The organism is Pseudomonas sp. IT-P253 (assembly GCF_949768125.1).
GTDB lineage: Bacteria > Pseudomonadota > Gammaproteobacteria > Pseudomonadales > Pseudomonadaceae > Aquipseudomonas.
Genome location: NZ_CATKPT010000055.1, coordinates 40775 through 57282 on the forward strand (window position 1 = coordinate 40775; position 16508 = coordinate 57282).

Consider the following 16508-nt stretch of genomic DNA (forward strand, 5'->3'; position numbering starts at 1 on the left):
GCTCGCGAAGCTTTCAGGGTTTACGCGGGCTAAGAACCATCTGCGCCGGAACGTTGCGCAGGATCTGTTTTTGCAGATTCAAGTCAAACCCGGAATCCAGCTTCTTCACCCGCTTGGTCAGCAATGTGGCCAACCAAGGGTAATCTTCAGTACGCGGCGCCTGAATGCTCACATCGCACTGGTAATTCACCACATCGGCGGCGATAGCATCCAGCTGTCGGCGTAGTTTGGCCATATCGGCGACATTCAGCGCCACGGTGGTGCTTGGTGCCGTCGGATCAATGACTTTCGCCCGTGACTTGGCTTCAGCTGACTTGAGCGCAGCTTCAGCCTGATCCAGCTCAACCTTGCGGGCAGTGACGATGGCGTTGTTCACACCACCGGTCAGCGCCGGGGCTTTGGGCATCAATACCCGAGCGCGGCTGAGCGCCGTAGCGGCGGCATTCACATCGCCTTTTTGCAACACGATCTGGCTGCGCTGAAGATAGGCTTCGGCCAGTTGCCGTTGGTACTGCACAAGACTTGGGTCGTCGGGCGACTGGGCCTGCAAGGTAGCCAGTTGATCTTCGGCGGTGGCCAACTCGTTGCTGGCCAGACTTTGTTCCAGTTGTGCGATGGCCGTAGCCCGCGCATCGGGGGCCTCGGTGGCCGCCGGTGGCGTGCTTTGGCAAGCGCCCAGCAGCAGAGAAAATGCGACAAGGAGCAGATAACGGGAGGCGAACGACTTCATTCCTGCGACTCTCTATTTGCGCAAAAAACGAGCAAGTCTACACCCCTCGACGGGGCAGGACAAAACTCAGCAAAAACAGTGCAGCGGCCATCACCACAATCGATGGGCCCGCTGGCGTGTCCTTGAACCAGGACAGCGCCAGCCCACCACACACCGCGAACATACCCAACAGGCTTGCGCCCAATGCCATCTGCTCTGGCGAGCGTGCGTGACGTTGTGCCGCAGCCGCGGGGATGATCAGCAGCGAAGTGATTAGCAACACACCGACGATTTTCATCGCCACCGCAATCACGACGGCAATCAGCAGCATGAGCGTCAAGCGCAACGCCGCCACCGGCAAACCTTCTACCTTGGCCAGTTCTTCATGCACCGTGATCGCCAGCAATGGTCGCCACAATGTGACTAACAGCGCCAGGACTGCCGCGCTGCCCCCGAGTATCCAGGCCAGATCAGTCGGGCTGATCGCCAGCAGGTCGCCGAACAGATACGCCATCAGATCGATCCGTACTTCATGCATGAAGCTTAGTACCACCAGGCCCAATGAGAGCGTGCTCGGTGCGAGAATTCCCAAAAGCGTGTCGGACGCCAGCGGCTGGCGCTGCTGCAACGTCACCAACAGCACCGCCAGCAGCAGACACCCTACGGTGACCGCCACTGTCGGGCTGACATCCAGCAGGAATCCCAATGCCACGCCAAGCAAGGCCGCGTGAGACAGGGTGTCGCCGAAATAGGCCATGCGCCGCCAGACCACGAACGAACCCAGTGGGCCCGCCACCAACGCCAGAGCCAGACCTGCAAGCAGGGCGTAGAGCAGAAAATCAGCCATGCTTGCAGCTATCTCCATGAACGTGGGGTTGAGCCGACGGGCCTGCGCTGACCACCGAGCCATGCAAGTCGTGGGCGTGGTCGTGGTGGTGGTGATAAATCGCCAGGCTTTGTGCGTTTTTTCCGAAAAGCTCGACGAATGCGGGATCGCCGCTGACCTGCTCCGGGTGCCCAGAGCAGCAAACGTGGCGATTCAGGCAAACGACCTGGTCGGTGGTGCTCATTACCAGGTGCAGATCGTGGGACACCATCAACACGCCGCAGCCGTGACGGTCTCGCAATCGCGTAATCAGGCTATACAGTTCGGCCTGACCCGCCACATCGACGCCTTGCACAGGCTCGTCAAGCACCAGCAACTCCGGCTCACGCAACAGAGCCCGAGCCAGCAGCACGCGCTGCATCTCACCACCGGAGACGCTTTGCACCGGGCTATCAATCACCTGCTCGGCGCCGACTTCCTTGAGTGCCGCCAAGGCCCGCACACGATCCACGCCCGGAACCAGGCGCAGGAATCGCAGCACCGACAGTGGCAGGGTCGGATCGACGTGAAGTTTTTGCGGCATGTAACCCACCCGCAGTTTCGGCTTGCGCCAGACACTGCCGCTGTCCGGTTTCAACAGGCCAAGCACGGCGCGCACCAGCGTCGTCTTACCGGCGCCGTTGGGGCCGATCAAGGTGACGATCTGCCCCGGTTCTACGCTCAGCTCGATGTTATCCAGCACGTTTTGCCCGGCAAAGGTGACGGCAACCTGCTCGAGGCGGATCAGTGCGTTGCTCATCAAGCCCCCTGACAACCGGCGCAGAGCCCGACCACTTCAACGGTCTGGCCCTCGACGACAAACCCGACCTCCCTGGCGCTATCGATGATGGCGCCGCTGATCGATTGTTGTTCGAGCTCAATGGCGGCGTGGCATTTGCGGCAGATCAGGAATTGGCCTTGATGGGCGTGTTCCGGGTGATTGCAGCCGACAAAAGCGTTCAGCGAGGAGATACGGTGCACGAGGCCGTTTTCCAGCAGGAAATCCAGCGCGCGGTATACGGTTGGCGGCGCGGCGCGGCGACCGTCCTGCTCGCTGAGGACCGCCAGTATGTCGTAAGCACCCAGCGGCTTGTGGCTTTGCCACACCAGTTCCAGCACTCGCCGGCGCAAGGCCGTCAGGCGCAGGCCTTGACGTGCGCACAGGGCATCGGCCTCGGACAGAGCGCTATGGACGCAATGAGAGTGGTCGTGGGGACGGCTGGCAATCGGTGTTTTAGGCATGAGCGGCGACGAGTTTTGTGAGAGACGTTATTATGTTACCCGTTCTCGCCTCTTCGAGTGGTCATCGTGTCCCGACTTTTTTCTATCTATGTCGCATTTATCGCAAGTTTTCTGCTGATTGGCTCGGCTCAAGCCGAAGTCAAAGTACTCACCAGCATCAAGCCTCTGCAGTTGATCGCCGCTGCAGTGCAAGACGGCGTGGCGATTCCGGAAGTGTTGCTGCCGCCCGGCGCATCGCCCCATAACTACGCCTTGCGTCCTTCTGACGTGCGCAAGGTGCAGTCAGTGGACCTGGTGTACTGGATCGGTCCGGACATGGAAGGTTTCCTGCCTCGCGTGCTGAAGGGGCGTACGCTGCCGAGCGTCGCCGTACAGGATTTGCCTGGCTTGAAATTGCGCCGCTTCGCCGAAGACAGCCACTCCCACGCTGAAGAGGCAGACGAGCATGACCACGATCACCGTCCCGGCAGCCTGGATGCGCATTTGTGGCTGTCGCCGGTCAACGCTCGTGTGATTGCCACGAAAATGGCCGCAGACCTGAGTGCCGCCGATCCGGCGAATGCCGCACGTTATCAGAGTAACCTTAAAGCATTTGATGGACGCCTCGACGCGCTGGACCTGCGCCTGAAATCACGTCTGGCCGACATAGCCGGCAAACCTTACTTCGTGTTCCACGAAGCGTTCGACTACTTCGAAGATGCCTACGGCCTCAAGCATGCCGGGGTGTTCAGCGTTGCAGCCGAAGTCCAGCCTGGCGCCCAGCACGTCGCCGCGATGCGTGCGCGCTTGCAGGAAGTCGGCAAGACTTGCGTGTTCAGCGAACCGCCGTTGCGTCCGCGCCTGGCAGAAACCCTGGTGGCTGGCTTGCCGGTGAAACTGGCGGAGCTGGATGCGTTGGGCGGATACACGCCAGCGACCGCTCAGGGGTATGAGCAGGTGCTGGAAAAGCTGGGGAATGATTTGGCGGGGTGCCTGGAGTCGTTGTAACCCAGACATTTGTGTCGCCCCATTCGCGAGCAGGCTCGCTCCCACATGGATCGCATGAATCCTGTGGGAGCGAGCCTGCTCGCGAAGCTTTTAAAGGGCGAAAGGCAACGGTGTGTTGACCTTCTGCCGCTGCGCCAGGCGCTGTTGAAACTCCATTGGATCGTGAATCAACACGTCCTGGCCAGCGAAAGACTCCGCCGCAATCAAGCGTGACAGCCAGAACCGCACGCACGCCACCCGCAGCAGGGTTGGCCACAACTCGGCCTCGGCAGCCGTGAACGGGCGCAGAGTGGCATAGGCCCCGAGCAATGCCCGCGCCCGCGCCCCGTCGATCACCCCGTCCTCGTCCGAGCACCAGTCATTCAAGGCAATCGCTACGTCGTACAGCATCGGCCCCGAGCAAGCGTTGTAGAAATCGATCAACCCGGTCAGGTGGGTGCCTTCGAACATCGCATTGTCGCGAAACAGATCCGCGTGGATGTTGGCACGTGGCAATGCCAGAATTCTCGTTTTCTGCTGTGTGATTTCATCCAGCGCCCGCTGCAGCAAATCGCTCTGCTCGGCATTCAAGTGCGATAGAAACTGCGTACCCTCTTCCAGCATCCAGTCCAGGCCGCGATCCGTCTTGCGCTTGATCATGTTGGCCTGTGTCGCCAGATGCAAATGCCCCAGCAACTCGCCCACCTGAGCGCAATGCTGTGCGTTGGTTTCCTTGATGTGTTTGCCAGCCAGGCGCGGCTGCAATAGCGCCGGCTTGCCCGCCAGTTCGCGCAGGGCGATTCCATCAGTGGTGCGCAGTGCATACGGCACCGGAAGATCGGCCTCATGCAGGACGTCGAGCAGTTCGATGAAAAACGGCATCTCTTGAACGGGTCCGCGCTCGACCAGGGTCAGGACAAATTCGCCCTGTTCCATGCTGATAAAGAAGTTGGTGTTTTCGCTACCGGCGGCAATTCCCTGGAAATCGAGCAGGCGGCCGAGCCCGTAAGGGGCGAGAAAGGTTTCCAGCTCGGGCCGAGCCAGGGGGGTGAACACAGACATGTTTAAACTGCCAGTACGGGCGCCGACCTGTCAGCAAGCGCCGATTGAAATTAAGAAGCTACTTCCACTCAAAAATTTTCCACGCCGGAATCAGCATATCCGGTTGATCCGAGCGGATGTAGTTTGCATCGGTCCCGTCCGCGCGCACCAGAAAATACGGAGGTCCAACCTTGGGCGTGACCTTGATCGCGTACAGGAAACCGTTTTGACGGTACTCCTGAATGGTCTTGTCCCCTTCAGTATGGATCGTAACTTGCGGCTCCGGGGTTGGCGAATTGTCTGCCGCCATGACGGCCAATGGAGTAATCGCAAACAAGCCAGCCAGCAACAGGCGATTTAGTGTGCTCATGATAACCTTGTCCCTTTGTCGTCAACGGTCCCGCTATTCTAGCGCCGGACCCGCCGAAAAGGTTGATCCTGCTCATGAGCCAAGCCCCCCTCGTCCTGGTGGACGGTTCTTCTTATCTGTACCGCGCCTTTCACGCTCTGCCGCCACTGACCACGTCCAAAGGTCTGCCGACCGGCGCAGTCAAAGGCGTGCTGAACATGCTCAAGAGTCTGCGCAAGCAGTATCCGGACAGTCCGTTCGCCGTGGTGTTCGACGCCAAGGGTGGGACTTTTCGCGATGACTTGTACACCGAATACAAGGCCAACCGTCCGAGCATGCCTGACGACATGCGCGTGCAGATCGAGCCACTGCACCAAAGCGTGATCGCTCTGGGCTTCCCGCTGCTGTGTGTCGAAGGCGTCGAAGCCGATGACGTGATCGGCACGCTGGCCCGCAGCAGCGCCGCCGCTGATCGTCCGGTCATCATTTCTACTGGCGACAAGGACATGGCGCAGCTGGTCGACGGCCACATTACCTTGGTCAACACCATGACCGGTAGCAGCATGGACGTGGAGGGCGTGAAGGAGAAATTCGGCGTCGCTCCCGAGCAGATAATCGATTATCTGGCACTCATGGGCGATTCTTCCGACAACATCCCGGGCGTCCCGGGTATCGGTCCGAAGACTGCTTCCGGCCTGTTGGTGGGAGTAAACGGCGGTCTGATCGAGCTCTACGCACAGCTCGATATCGTTCCGACCCTGCCGATTCGCGGCGCCAAGACCCTGCCGGCCAAGCTTGAAGAGCACAAAGAGATGGCCTTCCTCTCTTATCAGCTGGCGACCATCAAGATCGACGTGCCGCTGGACATCGGTCTCGACGACCTGCAAATGGGCAAGCCGGATCACGACAAACTCGCCGAGCTCTACACCTTGCTCGAATTCAAGAGCTGGTTCGAGGAGAACCAACGCGACGCCAAGCGTTCCGGCCAGGAAGTCACCGCCCCGGTGCTTGAAGAAGCCGTCACCGACACCGAACTCAAGTACACCACGATCCTCACCCAGGCCGATTTTGATCTCTGGCTCAAGAAACTAAACGACGCCAAGCTGATTGCCTTCGACACCGAAACCACCGGCATCGATGCGCAGCAGGCTCAACTGGTGGGCCTGTCTTTTGCTGTGCAAGCCAACGAAGCGGCCTACATTCCGCTGACCCATTCCTACATGGGTGTGCCGGATCAACTGGATCGCGACACTGTGCTGCGAGCACTGAAACCGATTCTGGAAGACCCGAACAAACTCAAGGTCGGCCAGCACGCCAAGTTCGACATGAATATCCTGGCCAACTGCGCCATCGGTGGCGATCAACGTTGCGGGATCACGGTGCAGGGCATCGCTTTCGACACCATGCTCGAATCCTACGTGCTGGACTCCACCGCGACCCGCCACGACATGGACAGCCTGGCACTCAAATACCTGAACCACACCACGACCAGCTTCCAGGACATTGCGGGCAAAGGCGCCAAGCAGCTGACGTTTGACCAGATCTCTCTGGAGCTGGCCGGGCCATACGCCGCCGAAGACGCTGATGTGACGCTACGCCTGCATCAAACCCTGCAAGAAAAACTCAATGCCATTCCGAGCCTGAGCAAGGTGTTGAGCGAAATCGAAATGCCGCTGGTGCCGGTGCTGGCGCGGATCGAACGCCAGGGCGCGCTGGTCGACGCCAACCTGCTGGGCATCCAGAGCGTTGAACTGGGCGAAAAAATGGTCGCCCTTGAACGTGAGGCCTTTGCCATCGCCGGGGAAGAGTTCAACCTGGGCTCGCCGAAGCAATTGGGCGTGATCCTCTACGAAAAACTCGGCCTGCCGATCCTCAGCAAAACTGCCAAGGGCCAGGCTTCAACCGCCGAAGCGGTACTGGCAGAACTGGCCGAACAGGATTTCCCGCTGCCCAAGGTGCTGATGCAGTACCGTTCGATGAGCAAGCTGAAAAGCACCTATACCGATCGCCTGCCGGAGCAGATCAACCCGCGCACCGGGCGAATCCACACGTCTTATCATCAGGCCGTTGCGGCGACCGGGCGGTTGTCGTCCAGCGATCCGAACCTGCAGAACATCCCGATCCGTACCGCCGAAGGTCGTCGGATTCGTCAGGCGTTCGTTGCGCCAAAAGGTTACAAACTGCTGGCTGCGGACTACTCGCAGATTGAACTTCGAATCATGGCGCACCTGGCCAAGGACGAAGGCTTGCTGCACGCCTTCCGCAATGATCTGGACGTGCACAAGGCCACTGCCGCCGAAGTTTTCGGGGTGGAACTGGCGGATGTCAGCACCGACCAGCGACGCAGCGCCAAGGCAATCAACTTCGGTTTGATCTATGGCATGAGCGCGTTTGGCCTGGCCAAGCAGATCGGCGTTGATCGCAAGCAATCCCAAGCCTATATCGACCGCTATTTCACCCGATACCCAGGCGTTCTGGCGTACATGGAGCGCACCCGTGCTCAGGCCGCCGAGCAAGGGTTCGTCGAAACCATCTTCGGTCGTCGCCTGTATCTACCGGAGATCAACGCGAAAAACCCGGCCTTGCGCAAAGGGGCCGAACGCACCGCGATCAACGCCCCGATGCAAGGCACCGCAGCAGACATCATCAAGAAAGCCATGGTGGCAGTCGATAGTTGGCTGACAACCTCGGGGCTGGACGCCAAAGTCATCCTGCAGGTGCACGATGAATTGGTGCTTGAGGTGCGTGAAGATTTAATCGACCAGGTTCGAGACGAAATTCGCGTGCACATGAGCGATGCCGTGAAGCTCGATGTCCCGCTTCTGGTGGAAGTTGGTGTAGGAAATAATTGGGATGAGGCTCACTGAGCCGTCTGAAATGGCGCTTTGCGCTGCGGCATAGTGCCGCGGCAGAAAGCGCGCGAAGGGCGTTTAGTTCGCAAGGCGATTGGGTTTATTCCAAACGCATTTGTAAAAAATCTGAACTAATCTCGCGAACCACCACTCAGAGTTACTGAATGGGTGGTGAAGCCCTTCGATGCTCCTAATGTTTGTTGTGTTAAGTGTTGGCAGATATCTGGACCCCGCCCTAGCGGTCTAGAACTTGAACCCCGGAACTTCCTCCTCCCCATAAGAAGTCCGGGGTTTTTTTTGCCCGGCTTTTAACCATCAAGCGTCAGGCTGAGCCACCTCAGTACCCTTGTCCGCCAGCTCCATCCAGCCCGCTAACACAGTATAAGCGTCTTCCAGGCCCATCCGTTTTGGCGCCGAGAACAGCTGGATGCTAATGGCATCGCCCCAGCCCTTACGAATATCCGACTGAACCTTGAGCAGGACGTTTTTCGCCGCGCCGTAGGTCAGCTTGTCTGCTTTGGTCAGCAGAATGTGCATCGGCATGCCGCTGGCGACAGCCCAATCCAGCATCAGCAGGTCGAAGTCGGTCATTGGATGACGGATATCCATCATCAAAATCAGACCTTTCAAACTCTCGCGTCCGCCCAGATAGGCTTCCAGGTGACGCTGCCAGTGCAGCTTCAACGGGATAGGTACTTTTGCGTAACCGTACCCCGGAAGGTCGACCAGACGACGATCATCGTCTAGCTTGAAGAAGTTCAACAGCTGCGTGCGCCCCGGCGTTTTCGAGGTTCGCGCCAGGCTGGCGTGCGTCAGGGTGTTCAGTGCACTGGACTTGCCGGCATTGGAACGCCCGGCGAAGGCCACTTCAAAGCCTTCGTCGTCGGGACATTGGTCGACTTTGGCGGCGCTGAGCATGAAGGTGGACTGTTGGCACAGACCGAGGATGGGATTCTTGAGTTGCATGAGATTTCCGATGTGGGCGGCGCCGGGAATGGACGCGGCAAGCGGTGTCGTTTCCGTTTCAGTGACGCCAGTATATAATGCCGCAGATTTTGTGTGCGCTTTGTCCCAGCGTAGGATGAAGTTCACGAGAGCGATAGACCTTGATTGCGCACTAGAACGCAGCACGCTCTCAACCCTGAAAAGGTCGTTTTATGACGAAATGGCTGCTAGCTGCCGGTGTCTTGATGCCGCTTTACAGCGCTCAGGCTACACAGGATCCGGAAGCTGTGTACAACCGTGTTTGTGGTGCCTGTCATTCCGGCCAACTACCCATGGCGCCTCAAAAGGGCGATCAGGAAGCTTGGACGCCGAGGTTGGCGAAAGGTATGGAGACGCTGGTGCAACACGTGACCCAGGGTTTCAAGGCGATGCCGCCGCGTGGTTTGTGCATGGACTGCAGTGCCGAGGATTACCAGACAATCATCCACTGGATGAGCGAGTGATTCCGGTCCATAACTCTTTAACCCTTAGCCGTAGTTGGATTAGCTGATGAACAAATTGATCGTGAGTCTGCTGTTGACCGTGGGGATCTCCGGCATTGCCCATGCTGCAGGTGATGCGACTGCTGGTCAGGCGAAAGCCGCAGTATGTGGCGCCTGTCATGGCCCGGATGGCAACAGCATGGCGCCTAACTTTCCGAAACTGGCAGGTCAGGGCGAGCGTTATCTGAACAAGCAGCTGCACGACATCAAGTCCGGCAAACGTACGGTACTGGAAATGACCGGCCTGCTGACCAACCTGAGCGATCAGGACCTGGCCGATATCGCCGCTTACTTCTCCAGCCAGAAAGGCAGTGTTGGCGCCGCCGACCCGAAAGTCGTGGCTCGCGGTGAGGCCTTGTTCCGCGGTGGCGATCTGGCCAAGGGCCTGCCCGCATGCACCGGATGCCACTCGCCAAATGGCGCAGGCAACGCGGCTGCCGGCTTCCCGCACCTGGGTGGGCAGCATGCTCAGTACGTCGCCAAGCAGCTGACCGAATTCCGCAAGGAAGAAGGTGGCCGCAACAACGATGGCGATACCAAACCCATGCAGACCATCTCCAAAAGACTGAGCGACGAAGATATCGCAGCCGTGTCCAGCTATATTCAAGGCCTGCACTAAGGCCTGCGGATCGAGCGTTGCCAGAGGTGCACATCACCTGCAACGTTAACGCTCCATTAATCCGTCGCGGCAAGTATAAAAAGGGTGGCTTAGGCCGCCCTTTTTTGTGGCCGCTGCCGTTACACTACAGAACTCAAGCCCGCCATGATCTGTCTGAAAACAGGTCGCGCGAGGCGACCAAAATTGTCCAGGAGTAAAGCATGCGTAATCTGATCATCAGCGCCGCACTCGTCGCTGCCAGCCTGTTCGGCATGACTGCCCAGGCCGCCGAAGCACCTGCTGCACCTTACGTAGAATTGGCCAACCCGGTGCCGGTCGCAGAGCCGGGCAAGATCGAAGTGGTCGAGCTGTTCTGGTACGGCTGCCCGCACTGCTACGCCTTTGAACCGGTAATCAATCCTTGGGTTGAGAAACTGCCTTCCGACGTCAACTTCGTCCGCATTCCAGCCATGTTCGGCGGCCCTTGGGACGCTCACGGCCAAATGTTCCTGACCCTGGAAGCCATGGGTGTTGAGCACAACGTGCACGCCGCGGTGTTCAACGCCATCCAGAAAGAACACAAGAAATTGACCGACAAAGCGGACATGGCTGACTTCCTGGCGACACAAGGTGTCGACAAGGACAAGTTCCTGGCCACTTTCGACTCGTTTGCTATCAAGGGCCAGATCGTCAAGGCCCGCGAACTGGCCAAGAAGTATGAAATCACCGGCGTTCCAACCATGATCGTCAACGGCAAGTACCGTTTCGACGTGGGCTCTGCCGGCGGTGCCGAGCAAGCGCTGCAACTGGCCGACAAACTGATCGACAAAGAGCGAGCGGCTAACAAGGCTGCCGCCAACTAAGCGCGACAACTGCCATGCGCCGCTGGGGAACTGAACGCGTCGTTGGCCTGCATGATCCGCAGGTCAACGAACTTCACGTGGAGTCATCGGGCTTGCCCGCAGACAGTCGTTTGCGTTTGCTCAGTTTCAATATCCAGGTGGGCATCAGTACCGAGCGGTATCGGCACTACCTGACTCGAGGCTGGCAGCACTTGCTGCCGCACACCGGGCGCGCCGAGAATCTGCAAAAGATCGGCAATCTGTTGGGCGACTTCGATCTGGTCGCCCTTCAAGAAGCCGACGGCGGCAGCCTGCGATCAGGTTACGTCAATCAAGTCGAGCACCTGGCCCAACTCGGTGCCTTCCCCTACTGGTATCAACAACTCAATCGCAATCTCGGTCGCCTCGGCCAGCACAGCAATGGCGTGCTCAGCCGCCTCCGTCCGTGGGCAATTGAAGACCACCCGCTGCCAGGCCCCAAGGGGCGTGGGGCGATCCTCGTACGCTTTGGCGAAGGGCCCGAGGCGCTGGTGGTGGTCATGATGCATCTGGCGCTGGGCGCTCGTGCCCGCAGCTTGCAATTGGCCTATATCCGCGACCTGATTGGCGGTTACAAACACCAGGTACTGATGGGCGACATGAACACCCATGCCGGTGACCTGCTGCAAAACTCCCCGTTGCGTGACCTCGGCCTGTTGGCACCGCAACTGGAAGCGACCTTCCCCAGCTGGCGCCCGCAGCGCTGCCTGGACCATATTCTGCTCAGTCCGACCCTGACCCTTGAAAAGGTCGAAGTACTGGCCCAACCCATTTCCGATCACCTGCCGGTCGCGGTAGAGATTCGTCTGCCGGGTTCGCTCACGGCTGATGCATTGCCCGCATTGAGTCCTGCCCCTCGCGGATCCCATGAATGAGCGACGAAACACAGCGCTGGAAAGAGAAATACCTTAAAAGCATCGAACAACAGGAAAAGCTCGAGCGTCGATGGGATGCCCGGCTCGACCTGCTGCGCCGTGGGTTGGTGCGCAGTACGCTGGCGGCGGAAGGCACCGACCGCGCCGTTGACCAATGCATGAAGGAAATGCGCGAGGTCGTGCGCACCGATGACATGGACGCCGGCCTGGCGGCCCTGATTCCGCGGCTGGAAAAAGCCGTGCTCGACTCCGAACAGCGTCGGGAAACCCGGGTCAACCAGACCAGCGCCGCACTGACTGCGCTGGTCGCTCAGCTGCAAACCTTGCCGCTGCCCCGGGAAGTGAGCCGACCACTCAAGAATTTCGCCAAAACCCTGGACGCTCGGGTTAGCCAGGCGCGCGAGATGCCGCTGCTGCTCAGCGAACTGAGCGGCCTGCAAGGCAAGGCTCTGAACCAGCTAGAGCATCCGGTAGAACCCGGCCGTCCAGGTTTCCTGCAACGACTGTTCGGTCACCATGACGCCGATAACGCGGTGCCACCGGTCGCCTCCCTCGCGAAGGAGTCGTCCATTGCACACCCCGTAGTAACCGCGTCCGTGTCTACTACAACGGCATCGCTGGCAACGCTCGATCTCGCGCCCGCCCCTGATGAGCCGCTGCCCATGCAGCCCAGCGCCCACGTTGCCGAGTCGGAGCCACTGACAAACGAGATCCCACCCGCACTGACGCCGTCCCCGGAAGTCGTGGCATTTGTCCCACAGGTACTTAAGCCAGAGCACGCCCCCACTCACGACTCCGAAACGCGGCCCCAGGCAGACATAGCAAAGCCAGAAGAGCCGGCCCCCACTGTCATCGAACCAGCGCCACAACCTCCACTCGCCAATAACCCGGATGAACTGACTCCAACGACTGTTCTCGACAGCCTGCCTTTGCCCACCTCCATGTCCGGAGCATTGGGCGCCGTCGATCCGGAACACCCCGAGGCCGATCCGCTTTACGCCCTTCCGGACTCGCCCGAGCCGTCCTACAGCTCGGTGGCCAAGCACATCGAAGACACCCTGTTGGGGCTACTCGACGACCTGACGCTGCCCGAACGTCATCGTCCGCAAGCCGAGTCCATGCGTAATCGCCTGCAAAACGGGCTTAACTGGTACGAATTGCTACCGATCCTCGACGATCTGGCAACATTGATGTTGGCAATCAACGACAGCGGCCAGCACGAGTTCGAAGCCTATCTGCAACAGCTCAACGAACGCCTCGAATCCTTCCAAAGCAATCTGCAAGCCGCCAGCGACGGCTATGCCGACAACCGTTCTGCCGCGCGCGAGATGGATACGCAAATTCGCGAGCAGGTCGACGGTTTACAGAACAGCATGCAGGAAGCGGCGGATCTGGACGATCTCAAGCACGCCCTGGAAAACCATCTAGAAGGCCTGCTCGGCACGATGGACCATTACCAGAAACAACGGGACGAGCGCGAGCACGAAGTCGCCACTCGCCTGCACAGTCTGGCCGAGCGGGTGGCCCACATGGAGCAGGAAGCCCTGGTCTATCGTGAGCACCTCGAAGAGCAGCGTCAGAAAGCCTTGATCGACCCGCTGACCGGGCTACCCAACCGGGCGGCCTGGAGCGAACGACTGGAACACGAAATCAGGGAGTGGCAGAAACACGGCAGTACTCTGTTGCTGGCCATGCTCGACCTCGACCATTTCAAACGCATCAACGATAACTACGGTCACCTGGCGGGTGACAAAGTGCTGAAAATCATCGCCAGCGTGCTACGCAAGCGCTTGCGCGGGACAGATTTCATTGCCCGGTTTGGTGGTGAAGAGTTTGTCCTGCTGATGCCCGGAACAGTCCCGGCGGTCGGCGCGAAACTGCTGGAAAACCTGCGGGCGGCGATCGAGGCGTGCCCTTTCCATTTCAAGGGAGAGCCCGTCACCATCACGATCTCCATGGGCCTGACCGCATTCCAACCCGGCGAACATAGCGATCTGGTGCTTAAAAGAGCCGATCAGGCGTTATACCGAGCGAAAAATGCTGGCCGCAACCAGGTGGAACTGGGCTAACGGCCAAATGTTCCATTTTGTGTAAAACATCACCTTTGCCCTCCGCACGCAAGGCAGTACGTTACACTGTTGCATTACTGTCTTGTGTGTATCGACTCTGCCATGAAATTCCTTGCCCTCATTGTGTCGCTGATTGTGCTGGCCGGTTGCGCCGGCGGTCCCCGCTTCGACACCAGTCATCCTTCCGCCAATCACGACAGTCGCATCCAGTTCGTGGTCGTGCATTACACCAATGCGTCACTGGAGCGCTCACTGCAACTGCTGACCCATGGCGACGTCAGCAGCCATTACCTCATCGGCGACGACAAGAACGCCACTATCTACAAGCTGGTCGATGAAAACCTCCGGACCTGGCACGCCGGCGAAAGCGAATGGCAAGGCCGGACCTGGTTGAACTCCAGCTCCATCGGCATCGAAATTGTCAATCAGGGCTTCAAGGAAACGCCGACCGGGCGTCTGTGGTATCCCTACAGCGAAGCCCAGGTCCAGTCCTTGATCGTTCTGCTCAAGGACATCACCAAACGTTACGCCATCAGCCCGATCAACATCATCGGCCATAGCGACATCGCGCCGCTGCGCAAGCTCGATCCAGGCCCGCTATTCCCCTGGAAACGTCTGGCGGCCGAAGGCGTGGGGATCTGGCCGAACGAGCAAGTTGTAGCGCGCCAACAAGCCCTGTTCGAGGCTCAACTGCCAAGCATCGGCTGGTTCCAGACACAATTGGCACAGTTGGGTTACACCACGCCGCAAACCGGTGAGCTGGATGTAGCGACACGTCATGTGCTTGCCGCTTTTCAGATGCATTTCCGGCCTTCACGCTTTGACGGCACCCCTGACGCGCAAAGCGCGGCGATCCTCCAGGTATTAAATCAGACAAAATAATGACGCCCGCCCGACGGTCAGGGCTATTTCTCAATCAGCAGCTATAACTCATTGGTAATCCTTCGGATATTCCATATGACTGCTGCACGAGAGACGTTGCGTAGGTGGTGCTATCGCCCTTGGTTTTTGGCGATGCTGGCTGCTGTGTTAAGCGCAACGCTGCTGATGGTCGGCAGCCTTTTCGTGGCAATGCACCAGGTCGAACAAAACGAGAGTCAGGAAATGAACGCCCAAGGCGAGCGCTTTCTCGCTCGCCTGGAACAGCTTTTCGGGCAACTGCGCGAAAGCCTCGACGATCTGGAAGCGCAGCCGCTAAGGGGCTGCGATGACGAAATGATCGCGACATTGCAGCAGGTCAGTTTCAATTACCGCTTTGTTTATGAGGCGGCTTATATGGACGCCTCACGGATCTGTTCCAACCGCCCCCGTCAGGAAGGGCTTTCGTTGACACGACAGCCGGACATCAAAGGCCCCACCTACAGCTATTGGTTGAACACCACGACCGAGCCCGATGAAAACCGGGCCGCGTTGATGCTCGGGCGCGGCAATTTCCGTGTCGCAACCTCTCGCGGGCATTTGACCGACATGGTCGACTTGTCACCGGGAAGCAGCCTGCTTCTGGTACTCGATCACGGCGCACGTGCGATTCCGATCCTCGGCGCTTCGCAAGACTGGCCACCGAACGAGCCCTGGCCGCCAAAAAGCCTTGATGCGCTGCAAGTCACGCAAACGCGCTTGATCTACCGCATGCCGACTAACAATCCGGAATATCAACTGGTGCTGATCAGCCCGCGCACCGTCATGCACATACCCGCAGTGTGGTGGTGGTTGCTGCCTGCCAGCCTGGCGTTGGGCGTGTGTGTGGGTTTTCTCGTTTTCTTGCTGGTGCGCCAGCGTCAATCACTGGACGCCGAACTCACGGGTGCGATACGACGAGGCGAGTTGCAGGTGTTGTATCAACCGATCTTCGATCTCGACAGTCGCAACTGTGTCGGGGCAGAAGCCTTGCTACGCTGGCGAAGGCCGGACGGCACGCTTACCAGCCCGGATCTGTTCATTCCGATGGCGGAGAACACCGGTCAAATCCGACAGATGACCGATTTTGTCTTACAGCGTCTGCTTGAGCAGCTCGGGCACTTGCTCAGAGCCAATCCGCAGCTGTACATCTCGGTCAACCTGGCCGCTTGCGACGTCATGGTGCCGCGCATTGGCCAGGTGATGGAGCGCCTGTTGACCTTGCACAAGGTCGCAGCAAAGCAAATTGCCTTTGAGGTCACCGAGCGGGGATTGATTGATGTGGTGGTCGCCCGGGAAAACCTGCAAGCCTTGCGCGATGTCGGGCATCAGGTGCTGATCGATGACTTCGGCACCGGCTATTGCAGCCTCGCCTATTTGCAAACCCTGCCGGTGGATTGTTTGAAAATCGACAAGGCTTTTATCGACGCGCTAGGCCATGACGCCGCGAGCAGCGGTGTCGCCCCGCACATCATTCATATGGCCCACGCCCTGCAGCTCAAGGTGATTGCAGAGGGCATCGAACTGGAGTCCCAGGCCGAGTTTCTCAGCAGCGAAGGCGTGAAGTACGGCCAGGGTTGGCTGTTTGCCCATGCGCTGAGCGCGGTGCAATTCATCGAACTGATTACCCGTGGTCGCCGGCTGGCTGGGCGACGACTGGATGACGAGGCATGAAAA

Annotated in this window: 16 protein-coding genes; 9 read left to right on the forward strand and 7 right to left on the reverse strand. The window is 59.1% G+C overall.

Annotation, left to right across the window (positions count from 1 at the left end):
• Positions 1 to 13 precede the first annotated feature (13 nt).
• The 4 genes from ACM6IR_RS22650 to zur are packed head-to-tail and all read right to left on the reverse strand — an operon-like array spanning position 14 to position 2816.
• Complete coding sequence (locus tag ACM6IR_RS22650) at positions 14 to 730, reverse strand: PA5502 family lipoprotein (RefSeq protein WP_414909759.1); 717 nt, start codon at positions 728 to 730, stop codon at positions 14 to 16.
• Between the two features lie 37 nt (positions 731 to 767).
• A complete protein-coding gene (gene znuB / locus ACM6IR_RS22655; RefSeq protein ID WP_414909760.1) occupies positions 768 to 1556 on the reverse strand; it encodes a zinc ABC transporter permease subunit ZnuB in 789 nt (262 codons plus the stop codon).
• Positions 1549 to 2334: a zinc ABC transporter ATP-binding protein ZnuC gene (gene znuC, locus ACM6IR_RS22660; RefSeq protein ID WP_414909761.1), complete on the reverse strand. Its 786-nt coding sequence runs from the start codon at positions 2332 to 2334 to the stop codon at positions 1549 to 1551. Before znuC ends, znuB begins: the two co-directional genes overlap by 8 nt.
• Complete coding sequence (gene zur / locus ACM6IR_RS22665; protein ID WP_414909762.1) at positions 2334 to 2816, reverse strand: zinc uptake transcriptional repressor Zur; 483 nt, start codon at positions 2814 to 2816, stop codon at positions 2334 to 2336. The genes znuC and zur overlap by 1 nt, the downstream gene beginning before the upstream one ends.
• 57 nt (positions 2817 to 2873) lie before the next feature.
• Between zur and ACM6IR_RS22670 the strand changes: the two genes are divergently transcribed.
• On the forward strand, positions 2874 to 3803 hold the full coding sequence (locus ACM6IR_RS22670) for a zinc ABC transporter substrate-binding protein (RefSeq protein ID WP_414909763.1): 930 nt from the start codon (positions 2874 to 2876) through the stop codon (positions 3801 to 3803).
• Positions 3804 to 3893: 90 nt separating this feature from the next.
• Here ACM6IR_RS22670 and ACM6IR_RS22675 read toward each other — a convergent pair whose 3' ends face one another.
• Positions 3894 to 4844, reverse strand: a complete 951-nt coding sequence (locus ACM6IR_RS22675; RefSeq protein WP_414909764.1) for a homoserine kinase — start codon at positions 4842 to 4844, stop codon at positions 3894 to 3896.
• 58 nt (positions 4845 to 4902) lie between these two features.
• Positions 4903 to 5193: a DUF2782 domain-containing protein gene (locus ACM6IR_RS22680; protein ID WP_414909765.1), complete on the reverse strand. Its 291-nt coding sequence runs from the start codon at positions 5191 to 5193 to the stop codon at positions 4903 to 4905.
• A gap of 74 nt (positions 5194 to 5267) precedes the next feature.
• Here ACM6IR_RS22680 and polA point away from each other — a divergent pair, with 74 nt between their 5' ends.
• Positions 5268 to 8039, forward strand: a complete 2772-nt coding sequence (polA, locus tag ACM6IR_RS22685) for a DNA polymerase I (protein ID WP_414909766.1) — start codon at positions 5268 to 5270, stop codon at positions 8037 to 8039.
• Positions 8040 to 8339: 300 nt separating this feature from the next.
• Here polA and yihA read toward each other — a convergent pair whose 3' ends face one another.
• The gene (yihA, locus tag ACM6IR_RS22690) at positions 8340 to 8990 is read right to left on the reverse strand and encodes a ribosome biogenesis GTP-binding protein YihA/YsxC (RefSeq protein WP_414909767.1); all 651 of its coding nucleotides are present in this window, start codon (positions 8988 to 8990) and stop codon (positions 8340 to 8342) included.
• Positions 8991 to 9181: 191 nt separating this feature from the next.
• Here yihA and ACM6IR_RS22695 point away from each other — a divergent pair, with 191 nt between their 5' ends.
• From ACM6IR_RS22695 to ACM6IR_RS22725, 7 genes are all read left to right on the forward strand, one after another.
• Complete coding sequence (locus ACM6IR_RS22695) at positions 9182 to 9472, forward strand: c-type cytochrome (protein WP_414909768.1); 291 nt, start codon at positions 9182 to 9184, stop codon at positions 9470 to 9472.
• 46 nt (positions 9473 to 9518) lie between these two features.
• Positions 9519 to 10130: a c-type cytochrome gene (locus ACM6IR_RS22700; RefSeq protein ID WP_414909769.1), complete on the forward strand. Its 612-nt coding sequence runs from the start codon at positions 9519 to 9521 to the stop codon at positions 10128 to 10130.
• 200 nt (positions 10131 to 10330) lie between these two features.
• Positions 10331 to 10972: a thiol:disulfide interchange protein DsbA/DsbL gene (locus tag ACM6IR_RS22705; protein ID WP_414909770.1), complete on the forward strand. Its 642-nt coding sequence runs from the start codon at positions 10331 to 10333 to the stop codon at positions 10970 to 10972.
• Positions 10973 to 10986: 14 nt separating this feature from the next.
• A complete protein-coding gene (locus tag ACM6IR_RS22710) occupies positions 10987 to 11865 on the forward strand; it encodes an endonuclease/exonuclease/phosphatase family protein (RefSeq protein ID WP_414909771.1) in 879 nt (292 codons plus the stop codon).
• On the forward strand, positions 11862 to 13934 hold the full coding sequence (locus ACM6IR_RS22715; RefSeq protein ID WP_414909772.1) for a diguanylate cyclase: 2073 nt from the start codon (positions 11862 to 11864) through the stop codon (positions 13932 to 13934). The genes ACM6IR_RS22710 and ACM6IR_RS22715 overlap by 4 nt, the downstream gene beginning before the upstream one ends.
• Before the next feature lie 102 nt (positions 13935 to 14036).
• Positions 14037 to 14816 carry an N-acetylmuramoyl-L-alanine amidase gene (locus tag ACM6IR_RS22720; RefSeq protein WP_414909773.1) on the forward strand — a complete coding sequence of 260 codons (780 nt, stop codon included), beginning with the start codon at positions 14037 to 14039 and terminating at the stop codon, positions 14814 to 14816.
• Between the two features lie 75 nt (positions 14817 to 14891).
• A complete protein-coding gene (locus ACM6IR_RS22725) occupies positions 14892 to 16505 on the forward strand; it encodes an EAL domain-containing protein (RefSeq protein WP_414909774.1) in 1614 nt (537 codons plus the stop codon).
• Positions 16506 to 16508 lie beyond the last annotated feature (3 nt).